At 74.8% G+C, this 21880-nt stretch carries 20 protein-coding genes and 1 pseudogene; 12 read left to right on the forward strand and 9 right to left on the reverse strand.

Annotated features, from left to right (window positions below):
• The first annotated feature begins 54 nt into the window (after positions 1–54).
• The 4 genes and pseudogenes from ACFXHB_RS17495 to ACFXHB_RS17510 form a co-directional block, all read left to right on the forward strand.
• On the forward strand, positions 55–279 hold the full coding sequence (locus ACFXHB_RS17495; RefSeq protein WP_380575167.1) for an MbtH family protein: 225 nt from the start codon (positions 55–57) through the stop codon (positions 277–279).
• Between the two features lie 89 nt (positions 280–368).
• Positions 369–2210, forward strand: a complete 1842-nt coding sequence (locus ACFXHB_RS17500; RefSeq protein WP_380575168.1) for an ABC transporter ATP-binding protein — start codon at positions 369–371, stop codon at positions 2208–2210.
• Entirely contained in the window at positions 2203–3933 is a 1731-nt protein-coding gene (locus ACFXHB_RS17505) for an ABC transporter ATP-binding protein (RefSeq protein ID WP_380575169.1), read from the forward strand. Before ACFXHB_RS17500 ends, ACFXHB_RS17505 begins: the two co-directional genes overlap by 8 nt.
• A 145-nt stretch (positions 3934–4078) precedes the next feature.
• Positions 4079–4774 (forward strand): annotated as a pseudogene (locus tag ACFXHB_RS17510) (siderophore-interacting protein); the annotation flags it as partial.
• Here the strand turns inward: ACFXHB_RS17510 and ACFXHB_RS17515 are convergent.
• Positions 4752–6149 carry an RNA-guided endonuclease InsQ/TnpB family protein gene (locus ACFXHB_RS17515; RefSeq protein ID WP_380575170.1) on the reverse strand — a complete coding sequence of 466 codons (1398 nt, stop codon included), beginning with the start codon at positions 6147–6149 and terminating at the stop codon, positions 4752–4754. The pseudogene ACFXHB_RS17510 and the gene ACFXHB_RS17515 overlap by 23 nt on opposite strands.
• 149 nt (positions 6150–6298) lie before the next feature.
• Between ACFXHB_RS17515 and ACFXHB_RS17520 the strand changes: the two genes are divergently transcribed.
• Entirely contained in the window at positions 6299–7408 is a 1110-nt protein-coding gene (locus ACFXHB_RS17520) for a FecCD family ABC transporter permease (RefSeq protein WP_380575172.1), read from the forward strand.
• Positions 7405–8517, forward strand: coding sequence for a FecCD family ABC transporter permease (locus ACFXHB_RS17525; protein ID WP_380575173.1), 1113 nt, complete (start codon positions 7405–7407; stop codon positions 8515–8517). The genes ACFXHB_RS17520 and ACFXHB_RS17525 overlap by 4 nt, the downstream gene beginning before the upstream one ends.
• Before the next feature lie 84 nt (positions 8518–8601).
• On the opposite strand, the gene ACFXHB_RS17530 is transcribed toward ACFXHB_RS17525, so the two are convergent.
• From ACFXHB_RS17530 to dhbA, 6 genes are read right to left on the reverse strand one after another with little or no spacing between them, the layout of a single operon-like run.
• On the reverse strand, positions 8602–9084 hold the full coding sequence (locus ACFXHB_RS17530; RefSeq protein ID WP_380575174.1) for a GNAT family N-acetyltransferase: 483 nt from the start codon (positions 9082–9084) through the stop codon (positions 8602–8604).
• On the reverse strand, positions 9081–9899 hold the full coding sequence (locus tag ACFXHB_RS17535; protein ID WP_380575175.1) for an ABC transporter ATP-binding protein: 819 nt from the start codon (positions 9897–9899) through the stop codon (positions 9081–9083). The genes ACFXHB_RS17530 and ACFXHB_RS17535 overlap by 4 nt, the downstream gene beginning before the upstream one ends.
• The gene (locus tag ACFXHB_RS17540; RefSeq protein ID WP_380575176.1) at positions 9896–10528 is read right to left on the reverse strand and encodes an isochorismatase family protein; all 633 of its coding nucleotides are present in this window, start codon (positions 10526–10528) and stop codon (positions 9896–9898) included. The genes ACFXHB_RS17535 and ACFXHB_RS17540 overlap by 4 nt, the downstream gene beginning before the upstream one ends.
• Before the next feature lie 33 nt (positions 10529–10561).
• On the reverse strand, positions 10562–12154 hold the full coding sequence (locus ACFXHB_RS17545) for a (2,3-dihydroxybenzoyl)adenylate synthase (protein WP_380575178.1): 1593 nt from the start codon (positions 12152–12154) through the stop codon (positions 10562–10564).
• Positions 12151–13335, reverse strand: coding sequence for an isochorismate synthase (locus tag ACFXHB_RS17550; protein ID WP_380575179.1), 1185 nt, complete (start codon positions 13333–13335; stop codon positions 12151–12153). The genes ACFXHB_RS17545 and ACFXHB_RS17550 overlap by 4 nt, the downstream gene beginning before the upstream one ends.
• A gap of 57 nt (positions 13336–13392) precedes the next feature.
• Positions 13393–14208, reverse strand: a complete 816-nt coding sequence (dhbA, locus tag ACFXHB_RS17555) for a 2,3-dihydro-2,3-dihydroxybenzoate dehydrogenase (protein WP_380575181.1) — start codon at positions 14206–14208, stop codon at positions 13393–13395.
• Positions 14209–14480: 272 nt separating this feature from the next.
• On the opposite strand from dhbA, the gene ACFXHB_RS17560 reads away from it, so the two are divergent.
• The 4 genes from ACFXHB_RS17560 to ACFXHB_RS17575 all read left to right on the forward strand — a co-directional run bounded on the left by ACFXHB_RS17560 (position 14481) and on the right by ACFXHB_RS17575 (position 18172).
• Positions 14481–15320 carry a class I SAM-dependent methyltransferase gene (locus ACFXHB_RS17560; protein ID WP_380575182.1) on the forward strand — a complete coding sequence of 280 codons (840 nt, stop codon included), beginning with the start codon at positions 14481–14483 and terminating at the stop codon, positions 15318–15320.
• A 45-nt stretch (positions 15321–15365) separates the two neighbouring features.
• Positions 15366–15857: a MarR family winged helix-turn-helix transcriptional regulator gene (locus tag ACFXHB_RS17565; protein ID WP_380575183.1), complete on the forward strand. Its 492-nt coding sequence runs from the start codon at positions 15366–15368 to the stop codon at positions 15855–15857.
• 173 nt (positions 15858–16030) lie between these two features.
• Entirely contained in the window at positions 16031–17044 is a 1014-nt protein-coding gene (locus tag ACFXHB_RS17570) for a right-handed parallel beta-helix repeat-containing protein (RefSeq protein ID WP_380575184.1), read from the forward strand.
• A 426-nt stretch (positions 17045–17470) separates the two neighbouring features.
• On the forward strand, positions 17471–18172 hold the full coding sequence (locus ACFXHB_RS17575) for a ribonuclease H (RefSeq protein WP_380575186.1): 702 nt from the start codon (positions 17471–17473) through the stop codon (positions 18170–18172).
• Between the two features lie 43 nt (positions 18173–18215).
• Here the strand turns inward: ACFXHB_RS17575 and ACFXHB_RS17580 are convergent, their stop codons facing one another.
• Together ACFXHB_RS17580 and ACFXHB_RS17585 are read right to left on the reverse strand one after the other, a co-directional pair.
• A complete protein-coding gene (locus tag ACFXHB_RS17580; RefSeq protein ID WP_380575187.1) occupies positions 18216–18509 on the reverse strand; it encodes a hypothetical protein in 294 nt (97 codons plus the stop codon).
• Positions 18510–18735: 226 nt separating this feature from the next.
• Complete coding sequence (locus ACFXHB_RS17585) at positions 18736–19386, reverse strand: DedA family protein (protein WP_380575190.1); 651 nt, start codon at positions 19384–19386, stop codon at positions 18736–18738.
• A 240-nt stretch (positions 19387–19626) separates the two neighbouring features.
• Between ACFXHB_RS17585 and ACFXHB_RS17590 the strand changes: the two genes are divergently transcribed.
• Together ACFXHB_RS17590 and ACFXHB_RS17595 are read left to right on the forward strand one after the other, a co-directional pair.
• Entirely contained in the window at positions 19627–21018 is a 1392-nt protein-coding gene (locus ACFXHB_RS17590; protein ID WP_380575191.1) for a histidine-type phosphatase, read from the forward strand.
• A 141-nt stretch (positions 21019–21159) separates the two neighbouring features.
• The gene (locus ACFXHB_RS17595) at positions 21160–21738 is read left to right on the forward strand and encodes a hypothetical protein (protein WP_380575192.1); all 579 of its coding nucleotides are present in this window, start codon (positions 21160–21162) and stop codon (positions 21736–21738) included.
• The last annotated feature ends 142 nt before the right edge of the window (positions 21739–21880 follow it).

Genomic DNA, 21880 nt, shown 5'->3' on the forward strand with positions numbered 1-21880 from the left:
CACCCACCACCCACCACCGACCACCCACCACTCCCCACTCCCCAAGGAGACGACATGAGCGCCACCAACCCGTTCGAGGACGACGACGCCCGTTACTTCGTGCTCGTCAACGCGGAGAACCAGCACTCCCTCTGGCCCGCCTTCGCCGAGATCCCGGCCGGCTGGACGGTCGTGCACGGCGAGGACACCCGTGAGGCGTGCACCGCCTACGTGGACGCCAACTGGACGGACATGCGTCCGGCCGGCCTGGTCGCCCGTACGGCCGCCGCCGGCGTCTGACCACCACCCGGGGGGACGGCCCGACCGGGCCGTCCCCCCGCCCCGTAACCGATTCAGCGACCAGACGGGCGAGCGATCTTGTGAGCGATGTGAGCAACCGACAGACGGAACCCGCCGCGGGGCCCCGGGACGGCCTGACGGCCGAGGAACTCGCGGACGAGGACCTGGCGCCCGGGGCGCTCTCCCCGGAGCGCCGCCGTCGGGCGCGCGCCCTGCTGCGGAACTCGCTGCGGCCCCACCGGGCCACCGTGGCCGCGGCGATGGTGGCGGCGGCGATCCGCCAGCTCGCCCTGCTGGCCGTGCCCTGGTGCGTCCAGCACGCCGTCGACGACGGGCTCAAGCCCGGCGACGACGGGGCCCTGCTGCTCTGGTCCGGCGCCACCGCCGCCGCCGCCCTGGTCCAGTTCGTCGGCCTCTACGGCTGGCAGTACTGGGCCGGGTACGCCGACGCCAAGGTGGGCGCCGACCTGCGGGCGCGGCTCCTGCACCACCTCTCCGGCCTGGACCGGGCCGCCCTCGCCTCGCGCGGGCACGGCGACCTCGCCATGCGCGCGACCCGGGACACCGACCTGGTCCGCGAGTGGGTGCACGGCCTGGCCGTCTGGGTGGTGCTGGCCACCACCTTCGTGGTCGTCCTGCCCGCCCTCGCCTTCCTCGACCTCAGCCTGCTGCTGGTCACCCTGGCGACCCTGCCGTTCCTGGTCTGGGTCAACCTCCACTTCCCCAAGCGGTTCGCCGCCGCCAGCGGGGAGCTCTCCCGGGCCCACGGCGAGCGCGCCGACGCCGTCGCCGACCTGCTCCAGGTCGGCACCGGCCTGCGCGGCACCGGCGGCCACCGGCCGTTGGTCGAGCGGCACCACACCGCCAGCGCCGAGGTCACCGAACGGACCGTCGTCGCCGCCCGGGTGGAGGCCGGCTGGGCCGCCGTGGCACCGTTCGTCCCCCGGCTGGCCGTCGCGGCCGGCGTCGGCATCGGCGGCCTGGCCGTGCTGGACGGCCGGCTCAGCCTCGGCGGTCTGGTCGCCTTCACCACCTGGATGGCGATCGTCACGCTGGCCACCCGGGTGCTGGTCGACCGGCTCCTGGAGCGCGGCCAGGCCGACGTCGCGGCCGCCCGGATCGACGAGGCGCTCGCCATCCGGCCCGTCGTCGCCGAACCCGCCCCCGGCGACGCCCGGGACCTGCCGGACTCCGGCGCCCTGCGGCTCACCGGCGTGACCGCCGTCCGGGACGGCCGGACCGTGCTCGGCCCGGTCGACCTGGCCGTCGAGGACGGCGAGTTCGTCGCCCTGGAGGGCGCCACCGGCTCCGGCAAGAGCACCCTGCTGCGTCTCGTCGTCCGGCTCGACGACCCGGACTCCGGAACCGTCTCCTACGGCGGCGTCGACCTGCGCGACGCCCGGCTCGACGAGGTCCGCTCGCGGATCGCCTACGTCTCCCAGCGGCCGGTCCTGCTCTCCGGCACCGTCGCCGACAACCTCCGGCTCGGCCGCGAGCTGGACGACGCGGCGCTGCACGAGGCCTGCCGGACCGCCGGCATCCACGACCAGCTCACCGCGATGCCCGACGGCTACCGCACCGAACTCGGCGAGGGCGGCACCGCGCTGTCCGGCGGCCAGGTCCAGCGCCTCGCCATCGCCCGCGCCCTGCTCGGCGACCCCCGGGTCCTGCTGCTGGACGACTCGACCTCCGCGCTGGACACCACGACCGAGAAGCTCGTGCTGGAACGCCTGCGCGCCTGGGCCGCCGGCCGCACGGTGGTCTTCGCCTCGCACCGGGCCGCCGTCCTGGAGACCGCCGACCGCGTGGTCGAGCTGCGCCCCCCGGCGGCGGACACCGCCACCACGCCCTCCGGCACCCCCGGAGCCGACCCGACCGAAAGGCCCGAGAGCGCCATGACCGTGACCACCGCGGAGGCGGCCCATGGCTGAGCAGCCCCTGCTCCAGGACGAGGCGGACCACCGGGGGGTGCTGCGCCGGGTGGCGCCGTACCTGCGCCCGCACCGGGCCCGGCTCCTCGTCGCGCTGCTGGTCGGCCTGGCCGACTCCGCCGCGCTGGTGGCCGTCGCCCCGCTGGTCGGCGTGGCCGCCGACGCGCTCGACCGCGGCGACCGGGGCGTCCTCGGCCAGGCCGTCCTGCTGCTCGCCCTGCTCGCGGTCGGCCAGCTGGTGCTGGCCCGGGTCGGCGAACTGCTGCTGATCAAGGGCGGCGAGCAGGTCGTCCGCACGCTGCGCGAGCAGTGCGTGGAGAACCTGGCCGTCGCGCCGCTGCGCTTCCTGGAGACGCACCGCAGCGGCGAGCTGCTGCGCCGCTCGACCGGCGAGGTCGCGGCGCTGGCCGCGTTCGTCCGGTTGCACCTGCGCAACCTGGTCGCCTCGGTGGCGACCCTGGTCTTCACCCTGGTCGTGCTGGTCGGGTACTCCTGGCTGCTGCTCCTCGTCCAGCTGGCCGTCTTCGTCCCGCTGACCCTGCTGGTCACCCGCTGGTTCCAGCGCGACGCCGGTGCGGCCTTCGGCGCCAAGGCCGGCGCCGAGGCCACCGTAGCGGCCACCTTCTCCGAGACGCTGACCGCCCGTGAGGCCCTGCAGACCTCGCTCGGCCTGACCGGGTGGACCCGCCGCTTCGCCGGCGAGAACGTCCGCGCGGTGCACGCCGCCCGCCGGGCGCTGCGGGTGGAGAACCGGATCGACCTGGTGAGCCTGATCGAGGGTCTGGCCCTGGTGGTGCTGCTGCTGGTCGGCGGCTGGCTGGTCGGCCAGGACGCCCTGAGCATCGGTGCCGTGGTCGTGTTCGTCCTCGCCAGCCGCAACCTCTTCGACTCCTTCGCCGACCTCTCGCAGCTGGTCGGCGAGGTGCAGACGGCGCGCACCGGCCTGGCCCGGCTGCTGGACCTGCTGGCGGCGACCGCTCCGGCCGACCGCCGGGAGCCGGCGGCCGGCGACCTGCCCGCCCGGGGCGACCTGCGCTGCGAGGGCGTCGAGTACGCCTACCGGGCGGACGGCCGCACCCTGCACGGGATCAGCCTGGACTTCCCGGCGGGGAGCCGGACCGGGGTCGTCGGCGAGACCGGCTCCGGGAAGACCACGCTGTCCAAGCTGCTCTGCGGCCTCTACCACCCGGACGCCGGGACGGTCAGCTTCGCCGGCACCGACCTCGCGGCGGTGCCCGAGGCGCGGTTGCGCCGGCGGATCGTGCTGGTCCCCCAGGAGGTCCGGATGGTCACCGGCACGGTGGCGGAGAACCTGGCCCTGGTCCAGGGCGCCCCGGACCGCGCGGCCATCGAGCGGACGGTCGACCAGTTGGGCCTGCGGGCCTGGCTCGCCGAGCTGCCGGGCGGTCTGGACGCCGAGGTCGGGCTGCGCGGCGGCAACCTGTCGGCGGGCGAGCGGCAGATCCTCGGTCTGGTCCGCGCGGTGCTGGCGGACCCGGCCGTCCTGGTCCTCGACGAGGCGACCGCCGACATCGACCCGGCCACCGCGGCCCGGCTGGAGCACGCGTTGGACGAGCTGCGGGCCGACTGCACGCTGATCGTGATCGCGCACCGCCCGGCCACCATCGCCCGGCTGCCCCGGGTGGTCCGTCTGGACGGCGGGCACCTGGTCGGTGACGAACCGGCAGCTGAGCTGCTGATCGAGGCTCCGCGACTGGTCTGAAGATGCGAGGTTAGGCTAACCTAATCGGAAGTGAGTACCGGTGCCGCCACCCGTCGAACGGGTGGCGGCACCGGCGCCTGCGGGCCTGCGCACACCTTCCACCGGATTGGGCTGACCGATGACGACAGAGACCGCCCCGCCGCGCATGCGGATCGTTCGCCACCCCCTGAAGTACCGTCTGCTGGAAGTCCGGCGGGTCACCCGGATCACCCCCGGTACGGTCCGGGTCACCTTCGCCGGCCCGGACCTCGAAGGTTTCCGCGAGCAGGCCCCGACCGACCACGTGAAGCTCTGCTTCGCCGAGGACGGCGCGGACCTGCCGGTCGAGCCGGTGGTCGAGAACGACACCTGGATGGACGCCCCGGTCGAGCCGATCACCCGCGACTACACCATCCGCCACTACCGGCGGGCCGAGCAGGAGCTCGACATCGACATGGTGCTGCACGGCACCGGGGTCGGCTCCAGCTGGGCGGCGGCCGCCGAACCCGGCATGCGGCTGGGCGTCCTGGGCCCGCGCGGGTCCGAGGAGATCCCCTTCGTCCACGACTGGTACCTGCTCGCGGCCGAGGAGACCGCCATCCCCGCGCTGGGCCGCTGGCTGGAGATGCTCCCGGCCGGCGTCAAGGTGATCGCCTTCGCCGAGGTGCCCGGGCCCGAGGACGAGCAGGTCTTCGAGACCGCCACCGACGCGACCGTCACCTGGCTGCACCGCGGCGACGCCCCGGCCGGCAGCACCGACCTGCTGGAGCGGGCCGTCCGCGCGGCGCAGCTGCCGCCCGGTATGGGCTTCGCCTGGGTCGCGGGGGAGGCCAACACCCTCAAGCCGATCCGCCGTCACCTGCGGGCGGAGCGGGGCCTGGACCGCCACCAGGTCGACGTGGACGGCTACTGGAAGCGCGGCGTCGCCAACCACGACCACCACGAGGGCGAGCACGAGCACGCTTGACATCCTCCCCGTGCTCCGGCGCAGGGATTCCGGCCGCGCCCGCGGCACGGGGCTGGCGCCCGGTGCGGCCGGCGTTCCGGTGGGTTCCTGTTTCGACGGGCCGTGCCCGGCGTGGGATCGCCACGCTGGTTCCTACCGGCCCTCCGCAGGCGTTTAGCCTGTCCGCCCGTCCGGCGGCCAGGATGTTCCGAGCAGCATTGAGGTCACGGTCATGGCAGGTGCCGCACGCGCCGCAGGTCCACGTGCGGATGTTCAACGGCTTGGGTCCGTCCGGAACCCCGCAGGTGGAGCACACCTGGCTGGTGGGTTCGTACCGGCCGATCACACCGAGGTGCCGTCCGTAGCGGGCGGCCTTCTCGGTGAGGAGCCGGCGGAAGGTGGACCAGCCGGCGTCGTGGACGGTCTTGGCCAGGCGGGTGCGGGCCAGGCCGCGTACGTTCAGGTCTTCCAGGTAGATCGCTTGGGTTTCGCGGATCAGCCCGGTCGTCTGCTTGTGCAGCCAGTCCATCCGGGCGTCCGCCACTCTGGCGTGTGCCCTGGCCACCTTCCTGCGGGCCTTCGCCCGGTTCTGCGACCCCTTCCGCTTGCGGGACAGCGCCCGCTGCTCGGCCTTGAGCTTCTTCTCCGCCTTCCGCAGAAAGCGCGGATTGTCGATCACACTGCCGTCGGACATCACAGCGTAGGTGGTCAGCCCGAGGTCGATGCCGATCTCGGTGTCGAGCGCCGGCAGATGGACCGGTTCGATGTCCACCACGAACGAGGCGAAGTACCGGTCGGCCCGGTCCAGCACGATCGTCACGGAGGACGGATCGGCGGGCAGCGCCCTGGACCACGTGACCCGCACGTCGCCGATCTTGGCGAGGTTCAGCCGGCCGTTGCTTCGCAGGCGGAAGCCGTTGCGGGAGAACCGCAGCGACTGCCGGTTCTCCTTCCGCGACTTGAACACTGGAAGGCCTACCCGCTGACCGGGTCGCTTGCCCGACAGGCTGTCGAAGAAGTTCCGGTAGGCCGTGTCCAGATCACGGACCGACGACTGCAGGGCGTCGACCGACACGGTCCCGAGCCACGACCTGGCATCGGTCCTCTTCGCGTCGGTGATCACTGCCTTGGCCAGCGCCCCGGTCGGAATCCTCGACCGGTCCGCCTTCCACGCCGCCTTGCGCAGGGCGAGCGCGTCATTGTGCACCACCCGCGCGCAACCGAACGTACGGGCCAGTGCCTGCCGCTGACCTGCCGTCGGATAGATCCGATAGGAGTACCTGAGATGCACGAGAGCAACCTAGCGGCAGGCACTGACACCGCCGTGCGGTCACCTGCGCTGCGGTCCGCCTCGACGGCGAAACACCCTCCCCGGACCTGCTCCGCAGGCAGTCCGCTCCCTCTCCCGGTCAAGGCGGGGTCCGTTCCCGGAGGTCCCCGATGAGGACCGCCGCCCCGCCCAGCGCCGCTGATCCCGCCCAGGCCCAGGCCGAGGCCGAGGGCGGAGCCGGGGCCGGAACCGGGGCCACGCCCGTCCTGCCCGGGCGGATCGGGACCGGCCGACGGCTGGCCTGGCTGTTCGGCGCCCTGCTGCTGCTGGCCCTGCTCGCCCTCGCGGGCATCGCGATCGGCGCCCGCTACATCCCGCCCGGCCAGGTGCTGCACGTCCTGTTCCACCACGAGCCGACGTCCGAGGACTGGATCGTGGTGCACCACGCGCGGATCCCGCGCACGCTGCTAGGCATCGCCGTCGGCGCCGCCCTCGGTGTCGCGGGCGCGATGATGCAGGCGCTCACCCGCAACCCGCTGGCCGACCCCGGCCTGCTCGGCGTCAACGGCGGAGCCGCCGCGGCCGTCGCGGCCGGGACGGCCCTGCTGGACCTGCGGAGCTTCCACTCCTACGTCTGGTTCGCCCTGGCCGGCGCCGCCGTCGCGGCCCTGGTGGTGCAGATCCTCGGCGGCGGCGGCCGCGCCTCGGCGACCCCCGCGCGCCTCGCGCTGGCCGGAACCGCCGTCACCGCCGTGCTGACCGCGTTCGTCAACGGCCTGATCCTGCTGGACCCGCTGACCCTCAACCGGTTCCGGTTCTGGCAGGTCGGCGCGCTCGCCGGCGTCGACTCCGCCGTCCTCGGCCAGGTGCTGCCGTTCCTGGCGGTCGGCGGGGTGCTCGCCCTGCTGCTCGGCCGGCCGCTGAACGCGCTCGCGCTCGGCGACGACGCCGGGCACGCCCTGGGCGCCCACCCGGCCCGCACCCGGGCGTTCAGCCTGGTCGCCGTCACGCTGCTGTGCGGCGCGGCCACCGCGGCGGTCGGCCCGATCGCCTTCGTCGGCCTCGCCGTTCCGCACCTGGCCCGCCACGTCTGCGGCCCGGACCAGCGCTGGATCATGCTGCTCTCGGCGGTCCTGGCCCCGGTGCTGCTGGTCGGCGCGGACATCCTCGGCCGGGTCCTCCTGCATCCGGCCGAGCTCCAGGCCGGTGTGGTCACCGCCTTCATCGGCGCACCGCTCTTCATCGCTCTCGTCCGCGGCCGAAGGATCGCCCAACTGTGAACAGCCCCCTGACGGTCTCCCGGCCGGCCGCGCCGGTCGCGGCCGGGCCGGACGTACCCGCCGCTAGGCCCCCCGTCCCGCTGCGCGCCCTGCGGCTCCCCGGCGGGCGCTCGCTGCGCTGGCACCGCCGGGCCGCGGTGGTCGGCGCCCTGCTGGTGCTCGCGCTGCTGGGCGTCTCCGCCTGGCTGCTGACGGCCGGTGACTACCCGCTGCCGGTCTCCGACGTGATCGACGTGCTCACCGGCGGCGGCGTCCGGGCGGACCGCTACATCGTGAGGGAGGTGCGGCTGCCCCGGCTGCTGACCGCCCTCCTGGTGGGCGCCGCGCTCGGCCTGGCCGGCGCGCTCTTCCAGACGCTCGCCCGCAACCCGCTCGGCAGCCCGGACGTCATCGGCTTCACGGTCGGCTCGGCCACCGGCGCGCTGGCGGTCATCCTGGTGATCGGCGGGAGCGCCGCCACCGTCGCCTTCGGCGCGGTGGTCGGCGGACTGGTCACCGCCGCCCTGGTCTACCTGCTGGCCCGGCGCGGCGGCACCCAGGGCTACCGGCTGGTGCTGGTCGGCATCGGGGTCAGCTCACTGCTCTCCTCGCTCAACGCCTACCTGATCGCCCGCGCCTCGTTCAGCGACGCGCAGAGCGCGGCGGTCTGGCTGACCGGCAGCCTCAACGCCCGGGGCTGGGAGCACTGCGGCCCGATGGCGCTCGCGCTGGCCGTCCTGCTGCCCGCGGCGGTGCTGCTCGGCCGCCCGCTGCGGATGCTGGAGATGGGCGACGACGCGGCCTCCTCGCTCGGGGTGCGTACCGAGCGGGTGCGGATCTGGCTGGTGCTGATCGGCGTCGCGCTGACGGCGGCCGCCACCGCCGCGGCCGGCCCGATCCCGTTCGTGGCCCTGATCGCCCCGCAGGCCGTCCGCCGGCTGACCCGGGCCACCGGCCCCAACCTGGTGGGCTCCGCGCTGCTGGGCGCCGTGCTGCTGGCCGTGAGCGATCTGGCGGCGCAGCGGTTGCTGGCGCCCACCCAGCTGCCGGTCGGTGTCTTCACGGGCGTGGTGGGCGGCTGCTACCTGGTCTGGCTGATCGCCGGCCAGTGGCGGGCCGGGCGTTCCTGAGGGAGCGTCGCCGCGACCCGCACGACGGAGCGAGCCCCGGATCCGTGATCGGATCCGGGGCTCGCTCCGTGGTGTTCGGCGGGGTCAGTCCGCGAAGGTCCGGAGGTAGACGCGGGAGCCCCGGGCCGGGTCGAGCTCGGCGGCGAAGGCCCGGGGCGCGAGGCCGGCCGGGATCTCCTCGAAGCCGTAGCGGCGGAAGAGCGCCCCGTCGCCGGTGCTGGCGGTGACCAGGGTGCGCACCCCGTGCCGGCCGGCCTCGGTCAGCAGGGCGTCCAGCAGCTGCGAGCCGAGGCCGGCGCCCCGCAGGCCCGCGCGGACACAGAAGTTGTGCAGCAGCGCGGGGGCGGGGTGGGCCGGCGGCTCGGGGGCGAGCAGGCGCAGCGCCACGCAGCCGTCCGGGCCGGCCGGTCCGTCGACGAGCAGGAACCGGTCCCGCGGCGCGCGGTAGTCGGCGACCCGGCGGCGGCGCAGCTCGCCCGAGGCCATGGACGGCGCGGAGAGCGCGAAGAGCGCCGCCGCGTCGGCCGCCGTGGCCGCCCGGACCGGCAGGGTGCCGGTGCGGCTCACCGAGTCCTCGACCGGTGTCCGGGCGCCATCGGGACGACCAGCGGGGTGCCGGTCTGCGGGTCCTCGATCACCTGGCAGGGCAGGTCGAAGACCTTCTCGACCAGTTCGGCGGTGACGATCTCGCCGGGCGGGCCCTGGGCGACCACCGCGCCGTCGCGCATCGCGATCAGGTGACTGGCGTAGCGGGCGGCCTGGTTGAGGTCGTGGAGGACGGCGACCAGGGTGCGGTCCTGCTCCTCGTGCAGCCGGGCGCACAGGTCGAGGACCTCGACCTGGTGGGCGATGTCGAGGAAGGTGGTCGGCTCGTCGAGCAGCAGCAGCGGGGTCTGCTGGGCGATGGCCATCGCCAGCCAGACGCGCTGGCGCTGGCCACCGGAGAGCTCGTCGACGAAACGGGCGGCGAGCGTGTCGACGTTGGTGGCCGCCATCGACTCCGCGACGACCCGGTCGTCCTCCTTGGACCACTGGCGGAACAGCCCCTGGTGCGGGTAGCGGCCGCGGGCGACCAGGTCGGCCACGGTGATGCCGTCGGGCGGGGTGGAGCTCTGCGGGAGCAGGCCGAGCCGGCGGGCGAGTTCCTTCGACGGCAGGGCGCTGATCTGCTCGCCGTCCAGCAGGACCCGGCCGGCGGCCGGCTTGAGCAGCCGGGCGAACGCCCGCAGCAGGGTGGACTTGCCGCAGGCGTTGGGGCCGACGATGACGGTGAAGGAGCCGTCCGGGACGCCGATCGACAGGTCGGTCGCGATGGCGCGGTCGCCGTAGCGGAGGGTGACGTGGTCGGCGTAGAGCCGCCCGGACGCCGCGGGGGTGGTCACGAGGCCTCCAGCAGCTGGTCGGTGGTCAGGACGACGGCGCACTTCTCGGCGGCCCACCGCAGGCCCTCCAGGTGCTTCTCGGCGGAGAAGTCGGCGGTGGCGTCGGCCACCACGAAGGCCTGGATGTCGCGGCTCCACGCGTCGGCGGCCGTCATCAGCACGCCGATGTGGGCGTAGACGCCGACCAGGACCAGCTGGTCGCGTCCGGAGCGGGCCAGGATGTCGGCCAGCTCGGTGCGGGCGAAGGCGCTGTACTTCCACTTGAGCAGCAGGGTGTCGCCCTCGGCCGGGGCGACGACGTCCGGGACGGCCTGGGCCCACGCGTCGGCGGGCAGTCCCGGGCCCCAGAAGTCCAGTTGGAGGCCGCGTTCCGCCGGGGTCTGTCCGCCGCGCTGGTGGGAGTAGACGACGGGGACGCCGTGCCCGCGGGCGTACTCCAGGACCTGGGCCGTCCGGGCGAGCGCCGGGGCCAGCGGCGGCCCGTCGGAGGGGAACGCCGACAGGAAGTAGTTCTGCAGGTCGTGGACGAGCAGGACGGCCCGGGCGGGGTCGACCCGCCACGGGACCTTGGGCGCGGGGAGCTGGTCGACCCGCGGTGGGTCGTACGGGGCGATGCTGGGCAGTGCCATGGTGTCTGGACGTGCTCTCTGTGGGGCGGCGCGCTAGCGGGCGGTGGTGCGGAGGTCCTTCTTGCTGACCTTGCCGATCCCGGTCTGCGGGAACTCGGTGACGAACTCGACCAGGTCGGGCACCTTGTAGTCGGCGAGGCCGCGGGACCGGACGAAGGCCTTCAGCTCGACGCCGCGCGGGCGGGGGGCGTCGGGGCGCAGGATGACGTAGGCCCGGGTGCGTTCGCCGAGGTGCTCGTCGGGCACGGCGACGACGGACACGTCGTGCACGGCCGGGTGGGCGAGCAGGACGTTCTCGACCTCCTCGGCGGCGACCTTCTCGCCGCCCCGGTTGATCTGGTCCTTGGCCCGGCCCTCGACCACCAGGTGGCCGGTGGAGGTCCGGCGGACCAGGTCACCGGTGCGGTAGAAGCCGTCCTCGGTGAAGGCGGCGGCGTTGTGCTCGGGCGCCCGCCAGTAGCCGCGGATGGTGTACGGGCCGCGGGTGAGCAGGTGGCCGGTGGTGCCGTCGGGCAGGTCGCGGTCCTGGTCGTCCACCACGCGGACCTCGTCGTCGGGCGAGATCGGGCGGCCCTGGGTGGTCAGCACGGTCTGCTCGGAGTCCTCGGGGCGGGTGTAGTTCACCAGCCCCTCGGCCATCCCGAAGACCTGCTGGAGGCGGCAGCCGAGCGCGGGTCCCAGCCGCCGGGCGGCCTCCTCGCTGAGCTTGGCGCCGCCCACCTGGAGCAGCCGCAGGCTGGAGAGGTCCCGCCCGGCGCCGGGCGCCGCGTTGGCCCAGGCGAGGGCCAGTGGCGGGACGACGCCGGTCAGGGTGACCCGCTCGCTCTCGATCAGCGCCAGCGCGGTGGCCGGGCTGGGTTCGGGGGCGAGCACGACCCTGCCGCCGGCGTGGAAGACGCCGAGGCTGCCGGGGGAGCTGAGCGGGAAGTTGTGCGCGGCCGGCAGCGCGCAGAGGTAGACGGTGTCCGTGTCCAGCTCGCAGATCTCGGCGGACTCGCGGACGCTGTACAGGTAGTCGAAGTGGTAGCGGGGGATCAGCTTGGGCAGGCCGGTGCTGCCGCCGGAGAGCTGGAGGAAGGCCAGGTCGGTGGCGGCCGGCGGGTCCTGGACGGGGGCGGGCTCGTCGGCCCGCAGGTCGTCGAGCGAGGTGTAGGGCCCTGGGGCCCCGGCCACGAAGACCTCGGCGAGGTCGGGTACCGCCGCGGTCACCTTGCCGGCCATCTCCCGGTAGTCGAAGCCGGCGTGCCGGTCGGCGATGATCAGCGCCCGGGCCCCGGCGAACTCGCAGAAGTACGAGATCTCGGCGTGCCGGTGGGCGGGCAGGGCCATCACCGGGACCACCCCGGCCCGCAGCGCGCCGATGAACACCTCGTAGAACTCGGCGGTGTTGGGCAGCTGGAGGACGATCCGCTCGCCGCGGCGGATGCCCCGGGCGAGCAGTCCGGTGGCCATCCGGTCGGCCCGCCGGTCGAGTTCGGCGTAGCTCCAGCGCCGGGCGCCGTCGACGACCGCGATCCGCTCGGGCCGCTCGGCGGCGTGCCGGCGGACCATGTGGTCGAGCCGTTCGTCGGTCCAGTGGCCGGCCGCCCGGTAGCGTCGGGCGAACTCGTCGGGCCAGTCGGTCACTTGTCGTCTCCCAGTCCAACAGCGTGGAGAAAGGTGCGGAACTTCGCGGTGGTCTCGGCGAGTTCGTGATCGGGCACGGAGCCGGCGACCACGCCGGCGCCGGCGAACAGCCGCAGGCGGTCCCCGTCGGCCTCGGCGCAGCGGAGCGTGACGACCCATTCGCCGTCGCCGTCGGCGTTCCCCCAGCCGACCACACCGGTGTAGAGGCCGCGGTCGAAGGGTTCCAGGGTACCGATCAGCGCGCGGGCCCGGTCGGTCGGTGTCCCGCAGACCGCCGGCGTGGGGTGCAGGTCGAGGGCGAGGTCGAGCGCACTCGTGGCGGGGTCGCGCAGGGTGCCGGTGACGACGGTGGACAGGTGCCACATCGCGGCGGTGCGGATCACCGACGGGGTCTCGGGCACCACCAGGTCGTAGCAGTGCGGTTCGAGCGAGCGCCGCACGGCGTCCACCACGAAGGCGTGCTCCGCGAGGTCCTTCGGCGACTCCAGCAGCGCGGCGGCGCGCCGCCGGTCCTCGACGGGGTCGTCGCTGCGGGCGGCGGAGCCGGCCAGCGGGTTGGAGGTGACGGCGGTGCCGTGCCGGGAGACCAGCAGCTCGGGGCTGGCCCCGACCAGGGTCGCGCCGCCCTCGCCGGGGACGGCGAAGGTGTAGCCGTGCGGGTCACGGTGGATCAGCCGGCGCAGCATGGCCGGGAGGTCGGCGCCGCCGGGGGCGGACAGCTCCAGGGTGCGGGCGAGGACGACCTTGCTGAGCTCCGGGTCCTCGCCGAGGATCCGGACGGCGTCGGCGACGGCGTTCCGGTAGCCCTCGGGGGCGGGGACGGGGCGGCTGGTCCACGCCGGTCCGGTCCGCGGCTCGGGGGCGAGCCGCAGCAACGGGTCGTCATGGACCGGTTCGGCCCACCGGGCCTGCTCGGGTATGAAGAGCGCGGCGGGGCGGCCGGGGGCGAAGGGGACGGCGCCGACCACGAGCGGCTCGGGCCGCTCCCCGGTGCGCGCCTCGCGCAGCAGCCGGCCCGCCTCGGCGGGATCGGTGACGGCCGTGTGCCGGCCGGTGGCGAGCAGTGTCCGTCTCGGGCCGGCGAGGAAGGCCCGGTCGGGCCCGGGGCGGTAGGTGGCGAGCAGGGCGCCGCCGACGTGGTGGGCCGCGGTGGCGCCGCCGGTCTCGTTCACTGTGGTCATGCTGCTCCGTTCGGAAAGGCGGGGTCGGTGTGCCCGGTGGACCGTCCGACCGGTGGATCAGGCGCGGAGGGTGGCGCCGCCGTCGACGTAGAGGTCCTGCATGGTGATGTGCCGGGCCCGGTCGCCGGCCAGGAACACCACGGCCTCGGCGATGTCCTCGGGGGAGGCGATCCGCCCGAGGGGTATCCCGACCCGGTAGCTGGCCGGGTCGCCGTCGATGACGCGCTGTTCGGCGGAGGGGTCGCGCCACAGGGAGCGCTGCATCTCGGTGTCGGTGGAGCCGGGGGAGACCAGGTTGCAGCGCACCCCCGAGCGGGCGAGCTCCAGGCCGAGGCAGCGGACGAACATCGCGGTGGCGGCCTTGGAGGCGGCGTAGGCGGCCATCGTGGTGCGCGGCACCCCGGCGGCGTTGGAGCCGACCGTGACGATGCTGCCGCCCCCGCGTTCGGCCATCCGGCGCCCGACGGACCGGCAGGTGTGGAACACGCCGTTGGTGTTGACGGCGAAGGTGGCCGCCCAGTCCTCGTCGGTGGTCTCCACGGCGAGGGCCGGGCGCAGGATCCCGGCGACGTTGACGAGGATGTCGATCGGGCCGAGGGTGCGCTCCACGCGCTCGACCTCGGCCTCGACGGCGGTCGCGTCGGTGACGTCCAGGCGGCCGAGACCGGGGTGGTCGGCCCGTCGGTCGGTGGCCACGACCCGGGCCCCGCGCTCGGTGAGCAGGCGGGCGACCGCGGCGCCGATGCCCTGGGCCGCGCCGGTGACGAGCGCGACCCGGCCTTCGAACTCCGCGTCGCGGCCGGGGGCCGCGGCGGCCCGCGCTCCCGTGTCGGTGACGGGCTGGGCGGGGACGTCCGCGTGGGAAGTCGACATGAGGGCTCTCCGGTGGCGGGCAGGTCGGTCGAATGGCCGAAGCACAACAGTTCGGTAAGGCTAGCCTAACCATGTTTTCGAGGGGCGACCAGGGTGGGTGTGCCCGCGGGCGGGGCCGATGGCTGCCCCGGGGCGGGGCTGCTCGACGGTGGCTCCCGTGTCGGTGCCTCAAGGTCGGCGCCGAGGCCGGTGGTTCGGGTGCGGGCAGATTCCTGTCGGTGTGTCCGCAAGGGTTCTTGACGATGCTTCGGAGATTAGGTGAGGCTAACCTTATGTCGAATGATCCTTCGAGCCATGGGCTGACCGGGGTCGCCAAGACCCTCCTGACGCCGCTCTACGGCCGCGCGCACGCGGACCGTCTGCTCCCGGGGAGCGGGTTCCACGACCCACTGGCCGCCACCGTCCTCGCCGCCACCGGCTTCCGGCCGGACGAGGTGCTGACCGACCGTTCCAACGCCGTCGGCGCGGTCCACCGGGCGATCGTCTTCGACCGACTGGTCGCCGCGTTCCTCCGGCGTCACCCCGACGGCGTGGTCGTCTCGGCCGGGGTGGGGCTCTGCACCCGGGACGCGCGCCTGGCCGGCACCACCCCGCCGGGAGTCCGGTGGATCGGCATCGACGCCCCGGAGGTGGTGGAGCTGCGCCGTCGCCTGCTGCCGGACAGCGCGGTGCGGCTGCGCGCCGGCTCGATCACCGACCCGGACTGGGTCGACGCGTTCCCCGCCGAGCCCGCGCCGACCCTGGTCGTGGTCGAGGGCGTGCTGATGTACCTGACCGACCGGGAGGTGGCGCGCTTCCTCGCCGACGTCCGGGCCCGGCTCGGGCCCGGCGCCGAACTCGTCGCCGACTTCTTCCACCCGTGGGTCGCCCGCAGCGGGCTGCACCCGATCGTCCGGGCGACCGGCGCCCGCTTCCGCTCCGGCGCGCGCGGTGCCCGCGGCCTGGCCTCGGTGACCCCCGGCTGGACCGCGACGGCCGAGTACCCCGTCATGGAGCGGATCGGCACCCCGCAGCGGATCGCCGCGGCCCTGCTGCGCGTCGTGCTGCGGGGTCACCGCCCCTACGCCGTCGCCGACCTGCGGACCGCCGCGCGGGAGCCCCGCCATGTGTGACGGCTCCCGCCCTGCCGCGTGTCCCGGCGACGATCGGGCCGCCGGATGAACCCCTCCGCGCCGGGCCTGTTGGCACTGAGCAGCTACCTGATGTCCCGCACCGGCCAGGCCGCCCGCCGGCGGCTCGCGAACCAGGCGGAACGGCGGGGGCTCCGGCTCTGGCACGTCATGGTGCTCGGCGCGCTGGAGGACGGGGGCAGTCACTCCAAGGGTCAGTTGGCCGCCCGGCTGGAGATCGGCCCCAGCGACATCATCAAGGTGGTCGACGACCTGCTCGTCGCGGGGTACGTCACCTGCACCCGGTCCTCGGTCGACCGCCGGCGGGTCCAGGTCGACCTCACCGCGCTGGGCAGGACGGCGGCGGCCCGGATCAACGCGGACCTGGCCGCCGCCGACGACGAGGTGCTCGCCCCGCTCTCCGGGGAGGAGCGACGACGGCTGTTCGACATGCTGAACCGCCTGAACGGGCATCTGGGGCAGGCCGGTCCAGGCCCGGCGCCCGGCGCCGCCCGGCCGGTCCGCAAGCCGGGCCGGTGACGGCGCCGGCGCACCGGCCCGGCCCCGCGGCGCCGCCGACTTCGTCGACGTACGCGGGGCGCGCGCCGGCCGCGCCGGGCGGCCGGGGTCATTGACGATCCGCAGTGGTCCAGTCCACATTGAACGCGTACCTGTCCCGGCACCGCTCTCACCCCCACTCGGAGCGACCCCTGATGACCAACTCCCCCTTCCGCACCGCGGTTCCGGCCGCCGCGCTCGGCCTCGCCGCCGCGGTGCTCGCCCTGCTGCCCACCGCGGCCGGCGCCGCCCCCGCCCCCGTGTCCGGCGCGGGCGCCGCCGACGCCCGGGTGGTCGACGTCGCCACCGCCAAGGAGCTCCAGGCGGCGCTGACCGCCGCGGTTCCCGGTCAGACGATCCGGCTCGCCGACGGCACCTACAAGGGCAACTTCAAGGCCGCCGCGCCCGGGACGGCCACCGCCCGGATCACCCTGACCGGTTCGCCGAAGGCCGTGCTGACCACCACCACCGGCGGCGGCTACGGGCTGTACCTGAACGGCGCGGCCTACTGGACGGTGCAGGGCGTCACCGTGACCGGCGCCCAGAAGGGCGTCATGGTGGACGCCGCCGACCACGTCGAGATCGACGGGGTGACGGTCCAGCACATGACGATGGAGGGCGTGCACTTCCGCAACTCCAGCAGCTACGGCGTGCTGCGCAACTCCACCGTGCGCGACACCGGCACCGCCCACGACGGCAAGGGCGAGGGGGTGTACGTGGGGACGGCCAACACGCTCACCGACCACAGCGACCACGTCCGGATCCTGAACAACGTGATCGGCCCCGACATCGGCGGGGAGAACATCGACCTCAAGGAGGGCACCACCGGGGGCCTGGTCTCCGGCAACACCTTCGACGGCAACGGGCTGACCGACGTCAACTACGACGACTCCTGGGTCGACGTGAAGGGCAACGACTACGTCGTGGAGAACAACTCCGGTGTGCGGACGCGCAACGACGGGTTCCAGACCCACTCCCAGGCGCCCGGCTGGGGCTGCGGCACGGTGTTCCGCGGCAACCGCTCCGACCTGACCGGCGCCACCGGCGCGACCCGGTACGCGATCGACGTCACCGCCTACGCCGCGGGCTCCTGCCCGACCACCGTCACCGCCGACAACACCGTGGTCGGCGGGCGCGGCCTCGTCAATCCGGGCATTCCGGTCGGCTGACCGGGCGGGGACTCCGGACGGCGGGCCCGGGCCAGGACCTCGGGGTCGGGGTCGACCCCGACGATTCTCGCCCGCGGTTCGATCCGTCGCAGGAGCAGGGCCGGCGTCCCGGTGCCGCAGTCCACGTCGACGACGACGTCCTCCGGTCGCGGCACGGCGTGCACGGCGGTCGGGGCGCGCCACGGGCGTTCGCGGGTCAGGGCGATCACCGGGTCGTGGAAGCGGGTGGGGGCGAAGCGGCCCGGCACGGGAGTGAAGGCTCGTTCGGTCGTGCGGGCCAGTGTCGGCGGCGCGCGGCCACCGGGTCTTGAACGGATCGCTCGCCCGGATCCGCCCAGCCGCGCGGCCCCGGCGGACGACCGGTCGGGCCCGGCCGGCGGTGCCCGGTACGTGCGCCGACGGGCGGGGCACTGGCATGATCGCCGCATGGCAGAACGCATCATCGGCGCCTGTGACGGCGCCTCGAAGGGCAATCCCGGCCCGGCCGCCTGGGCCTGGGTCATCGCCGGCGACGACGGCCGGCCGGGGCGCTGGCAGGCCGGGCCGCTCGGCCGCGCGACCAACAACGTCGCCGAGCTGACCGCGCTCAAGGAGCTGTTGGGCGCGGTCGAGCCCGACGTACCGCTGGAGGTCCGGATGGACTCCCAGTACGCGATGAAGGCGGTCACCCAGTGGTTGCCCGGCTGGCGCCGGAAGGGCTGGAAGACCGCCGCCGGGACACCCGTGGCCAACAAGGACCTGATCGTGGCGATCGACGCGCTGCTGGCCGGGCGCGACGTCGAGTTCGTCTACGTCCCCGCCCACCAGGTCGACGGCGACCCGCTGAACGCCGTCGCCGACCGGGCGGCCAGCGACGCGGCGGTGGCCCAGGAGCCGGCCGGCGGCACCTCGTTCGACGCGGCGCTGCCCGCCCTCCGGGCCGACGCCGCGGCACCGGCGCGCTCCCGCCCGGCCGGGTCGTCGGCCGCCAAGAAGTCCGCGGCCCGGCCGGCCGGCAAGTCCGCCGGCGGCCGCCTCAAGGCCAAGTTCCCCGGCTCGTGCCGCTGCGGCCGCCCCTACGCCGTGGGCGAGCCGATCGCCAAGAACCCCGACGGCTGGGGACACCCGGACTGCGCCCAGGCGGCCTAGCGGCCCGGTGACCCGGACACCCGCCCGCGTCGGCCGCCGCGCGTCAGTGTGGTCGCCGGCCGGCGGGTGGCTGGTCCACGCCAGGTCCGCCGGTGTGCGGTGTCCGGACGTAGCCCCCGGCCGGCACGGGGAGAGCGTCGACGCAGCCGGTCGAGCAGGCGTTGACCAGCAGGGGCAGCACATCGGCCCCCGAGGTGTGGAGCGAGATCCACACCTGGCGCAGCTCCGCGGCACCGAAGCGCCGGTCGCAGACGCTGCAGGTACGGATCGAGGCCGCGCCCCGCACCCCGGGGTCGAGATCGCCGAGGTCGGCGGCCCCGGTCGTCGCGGCAGGCAACGGCGGAAACGGCGACCCACTCGACACAGGTACAGGCGTCGGACGACGGACGGCGGCCGCCGGGACCGTAGGCGTCGGTCCAACGCCGGAAGGGCACCTGTGGCGTCGATTCCCCGGTCATCGGCGCAGTGTAACGACACCGCCGAAGCGCGGTCGGCGCTGGGGCCGGGCTCCCCGCCGGCCCGCGCGCCAGGGCCCGCCCGGGGCCGCACCGCGCCCCCGGGTGTCACCCCGGGTCCGGCCCCCGCGGGTCCGGCCCCTTGCGGGAGCGCAGCAGCAGCGGCAGCAGCGAGAGCACCACGACCCCGGCCACCAGCAGCCACAGGTAGTGCTCGATCCCGGGGACGGCGGCGCCCAGCCAGTACCCCAGCAGCACCAGGCTCTGCGACCAGAGCACGCCGCCGACGATCTGCCAGACGGTGAAGGTGCGGGTGGGCACGTCCAGCATGCCCGCCAGCGGACTGAGCACCGTGCGGACCAGCGGTACGAAGCGGCCCAGGACGATCGCCTTCCGGTAGCCGTAGCGCCGCAGCAGCGCCTCCCCCCGGGCCGCCGCCGATCGCAGGCGTCCGCTCCGGGTCCGGGCCAGGACCGGCCGGCCCCCGTGCCGCCCGAGCAGGAAGCCCACCTGCGCCCCGGCCACCGCCCCCACCGCGGCGCAGACCATCACCTGCCAGAGCGACAGGTGGGGGCCGGTCCGGGTGCCGGCGGCGCAGAGCACTCCGGCGGGCAGCAGCAGGGTGTCACCGGGGAGGAAGAAGCCCACCACCAGCAGCCCCGACTCGGCGAAGACCACCACCAGCACGGCCAGCGCGCCGAAGGCGGCGAGCAGGGAGTCCCCGCTCGTCGGGTCGACGGCCAGCAGCGCCCCGGTCACGCGGGCCCGACCGCAGCCGTCCGACGGCTCGGGGGCCGTCCTGCGGGAGTACTGGACACGTGGTGAACCGTACTCGCGGCGCCGCTCCACCCGCCACAGCAGCCGGGGCCGGGGCCCGCCCAGGTGCGGGTGAGTTGCCCGCCCGTGCACCGGGCCGACACGCGTGGGACGCCCGGTGGCCACGCGGATCGGGTGGGATCGGCCCGGCTCTCCGTCCCCCAGCGACCCCCTGGACTCCCCATGCGACGCACCCTCACCTCCACCGTGGCGCTGACCGCCTCCGTGCTGCTGTCCGTGGCGGTCGCTGCCCCCGCCCGGGCGCACGACGGCCCGGCGGCGGGCGCGGGCTTCGGCACGCCGGCCGGCGCCACCACGAAGGCGCCCTACCGGCCGTCGCAGAGCGTCCGGAGCCTTCAGCAGGCGCCCGCCGGCTACACGGCGGTCCTCACCCAGACCGTCTCCCGGCACGGGGCCCGCGCGCTCAGTGACAGCGAGGACGGCGACCTCCTGCTGAAGCTCTGGCAGCAGGCCGCCGACGAGGGTGCCCTGACCCGCCTGGGCAGGAGCTTCGGCCCCGATGTCCGCGAGCTGCTCGACGCCAACGCGAAGGTGGGTTACGGAGCCCTGACCGGCCAGGGCCGGCGCGCGCTGCGGGACACGGCGGAGCGGATGGAGCGCCGGTTGCCCGGCCTCTTCGAGCGGATCGCCGCCGGTGCCGACGACCCGGCGGGTCCGGACCGGATCGATGTGGTCAGCTCGGGCCAGCCGCGGGCGGTCGACTCGGGGACGGAGTTCACCAAGGGCCTGGTGGCGGGGGAGCCGTCGCTGGCGAAGGCCGTCGACCCGGCCAGGACCGACACCGACCTGCTCTACTTCCACAAGTCCGCCCTGAACAAGGACTACACCGACTACGTCAAGAAGGACCCGCGGCTGGCCGCCACGCTGGCCGCGATCCGCGACCAGCCGCGCAGCCACGAGGCGGCCCGGCACGTCCTGGAGCGGATCTTCACCAAGCAGTTCGTCGCCCGCCTGGCGGCCGGCGCCTACCCCTTCGCGGGGAACGAGCTGGACGCGGCGCAGACGGTCTTCAGCCTGTACAGCGTGACCGCCGACCTCACGGACGAGGGCGACTGGCACCTCGGCCGCTACATCGGCCCCGACGAGGCGGCCTGGTTCGGCTACCTCGACAACGCCGAGGAGTTCTACACGAAGGGGCCGGGCTTCGAGGGCCGGGACATCACGTACAGGATGGCCGGGGTGCTGCTCGACGACCTGTTCCGCAAGGTCGAGGAGCGACGGGCGGGCACCGGCGGCCTGGCCGCGGAGCTGCGCTTCACGCACGCCGAGGAGATCATCCCGCTCGCCGCACTGATGCGGCTGCCCGGCAGCACGACGCAGGCGGCCGAGGCGTCGCCCTTCTCCTACGCGAACAACGCCTGGCGCGGTGCGACGGTGGCGCCGATGGGCGCCAACATCCAGTGGGACCTGTACCGCAAGGGCGAGAAGTACCTGGTCCGGATGCTCTACAACGAGAAGCAGACCGCGTTCCGGCCGGGTTGTGTGCCGGTCTCCAAGGGCAGCTACTTCTACGACGTCGACGAGCTGGAGCGCTGCTTCGGCCGGGCGTCGTAGCGGCTGCGGGCAGGGTCCCGGGCCCGGCCGGGGCAGGGAGTCGAGCGGGCCCGGGGCAGCGTCGAGCGGGGTGACACTCCGTCGTGCTGTACTACGCGTTCACCGTTCACCCACAGCCCGTCCTCAGGAGCGAACCGTCAGATGAGTGCCACCTGCCCGCAGTGCGCGACGCCGGACCGGTCCGTCCCGGTGTCGCACGCCCTCGGGGACACCGCGCAGCCGCTCGACGAGCCGCTGCGTGCGCTGCTGTCACCGCCGCCCGAGCCGCCGCCGGCCGGCGAGGGCCTCAGCGGGGCCGCGATCGCGCTGTCCGTCCTGGCGGCCGTCTTCTGCCTGCTCGGGGTCCTCTCACTGGTCCGCAACCGTGAGGAGCTCGCCGGCTACGACCCGGCCTACCGGACCGGCTACCTGATGGGTCCGTTCGTCCTGCCCCTGATCCTGCTGGCGATCGCCGCGATCGTGGAGGTGGTGAAGCGGAACCGCCGCCCGCGGGTCTCCGGTGCCGGCTCGCCCGAGGAGGTGGCGCGCCGGAAGCAGCACCTCCTGGTCTGGCAGGCGGGGTGGCTGTGCCGGCGCTGCCGGGTCGCCTACTTCCCCGAGGAGTCGATCCGGCCGGGGTTCCCCGCGTCGCCGGCGATACCGCCGGAGCAGTTCCCGTTCTGGGTGATGACCGCCGCCGAGCGGGCGTTCGGCCCGGACGCCCGGCCCGTGGTGTCCTGACCCGGCCCGTGGTGTCCTGACCCGGTCCGCCGCGACCCGCCGTCCCGGCGGGCGCCGGCCGCCGCCCGGCTCCGGTGCGCCGCCGGCCGGCTCCGGTGCGCTGCCGCCCGTGACACGGCCGGTGGCGGCCCCGTGGCCGGGG

Source organism: Kitasatospora sp. NPDC059327, from assembly GCF_042752535.1.
Lineage (GTDB): Bacteria > Actinomycetota > Actinomycetes > Streptomycetales > Streptomycetaceae > Kitasatospora.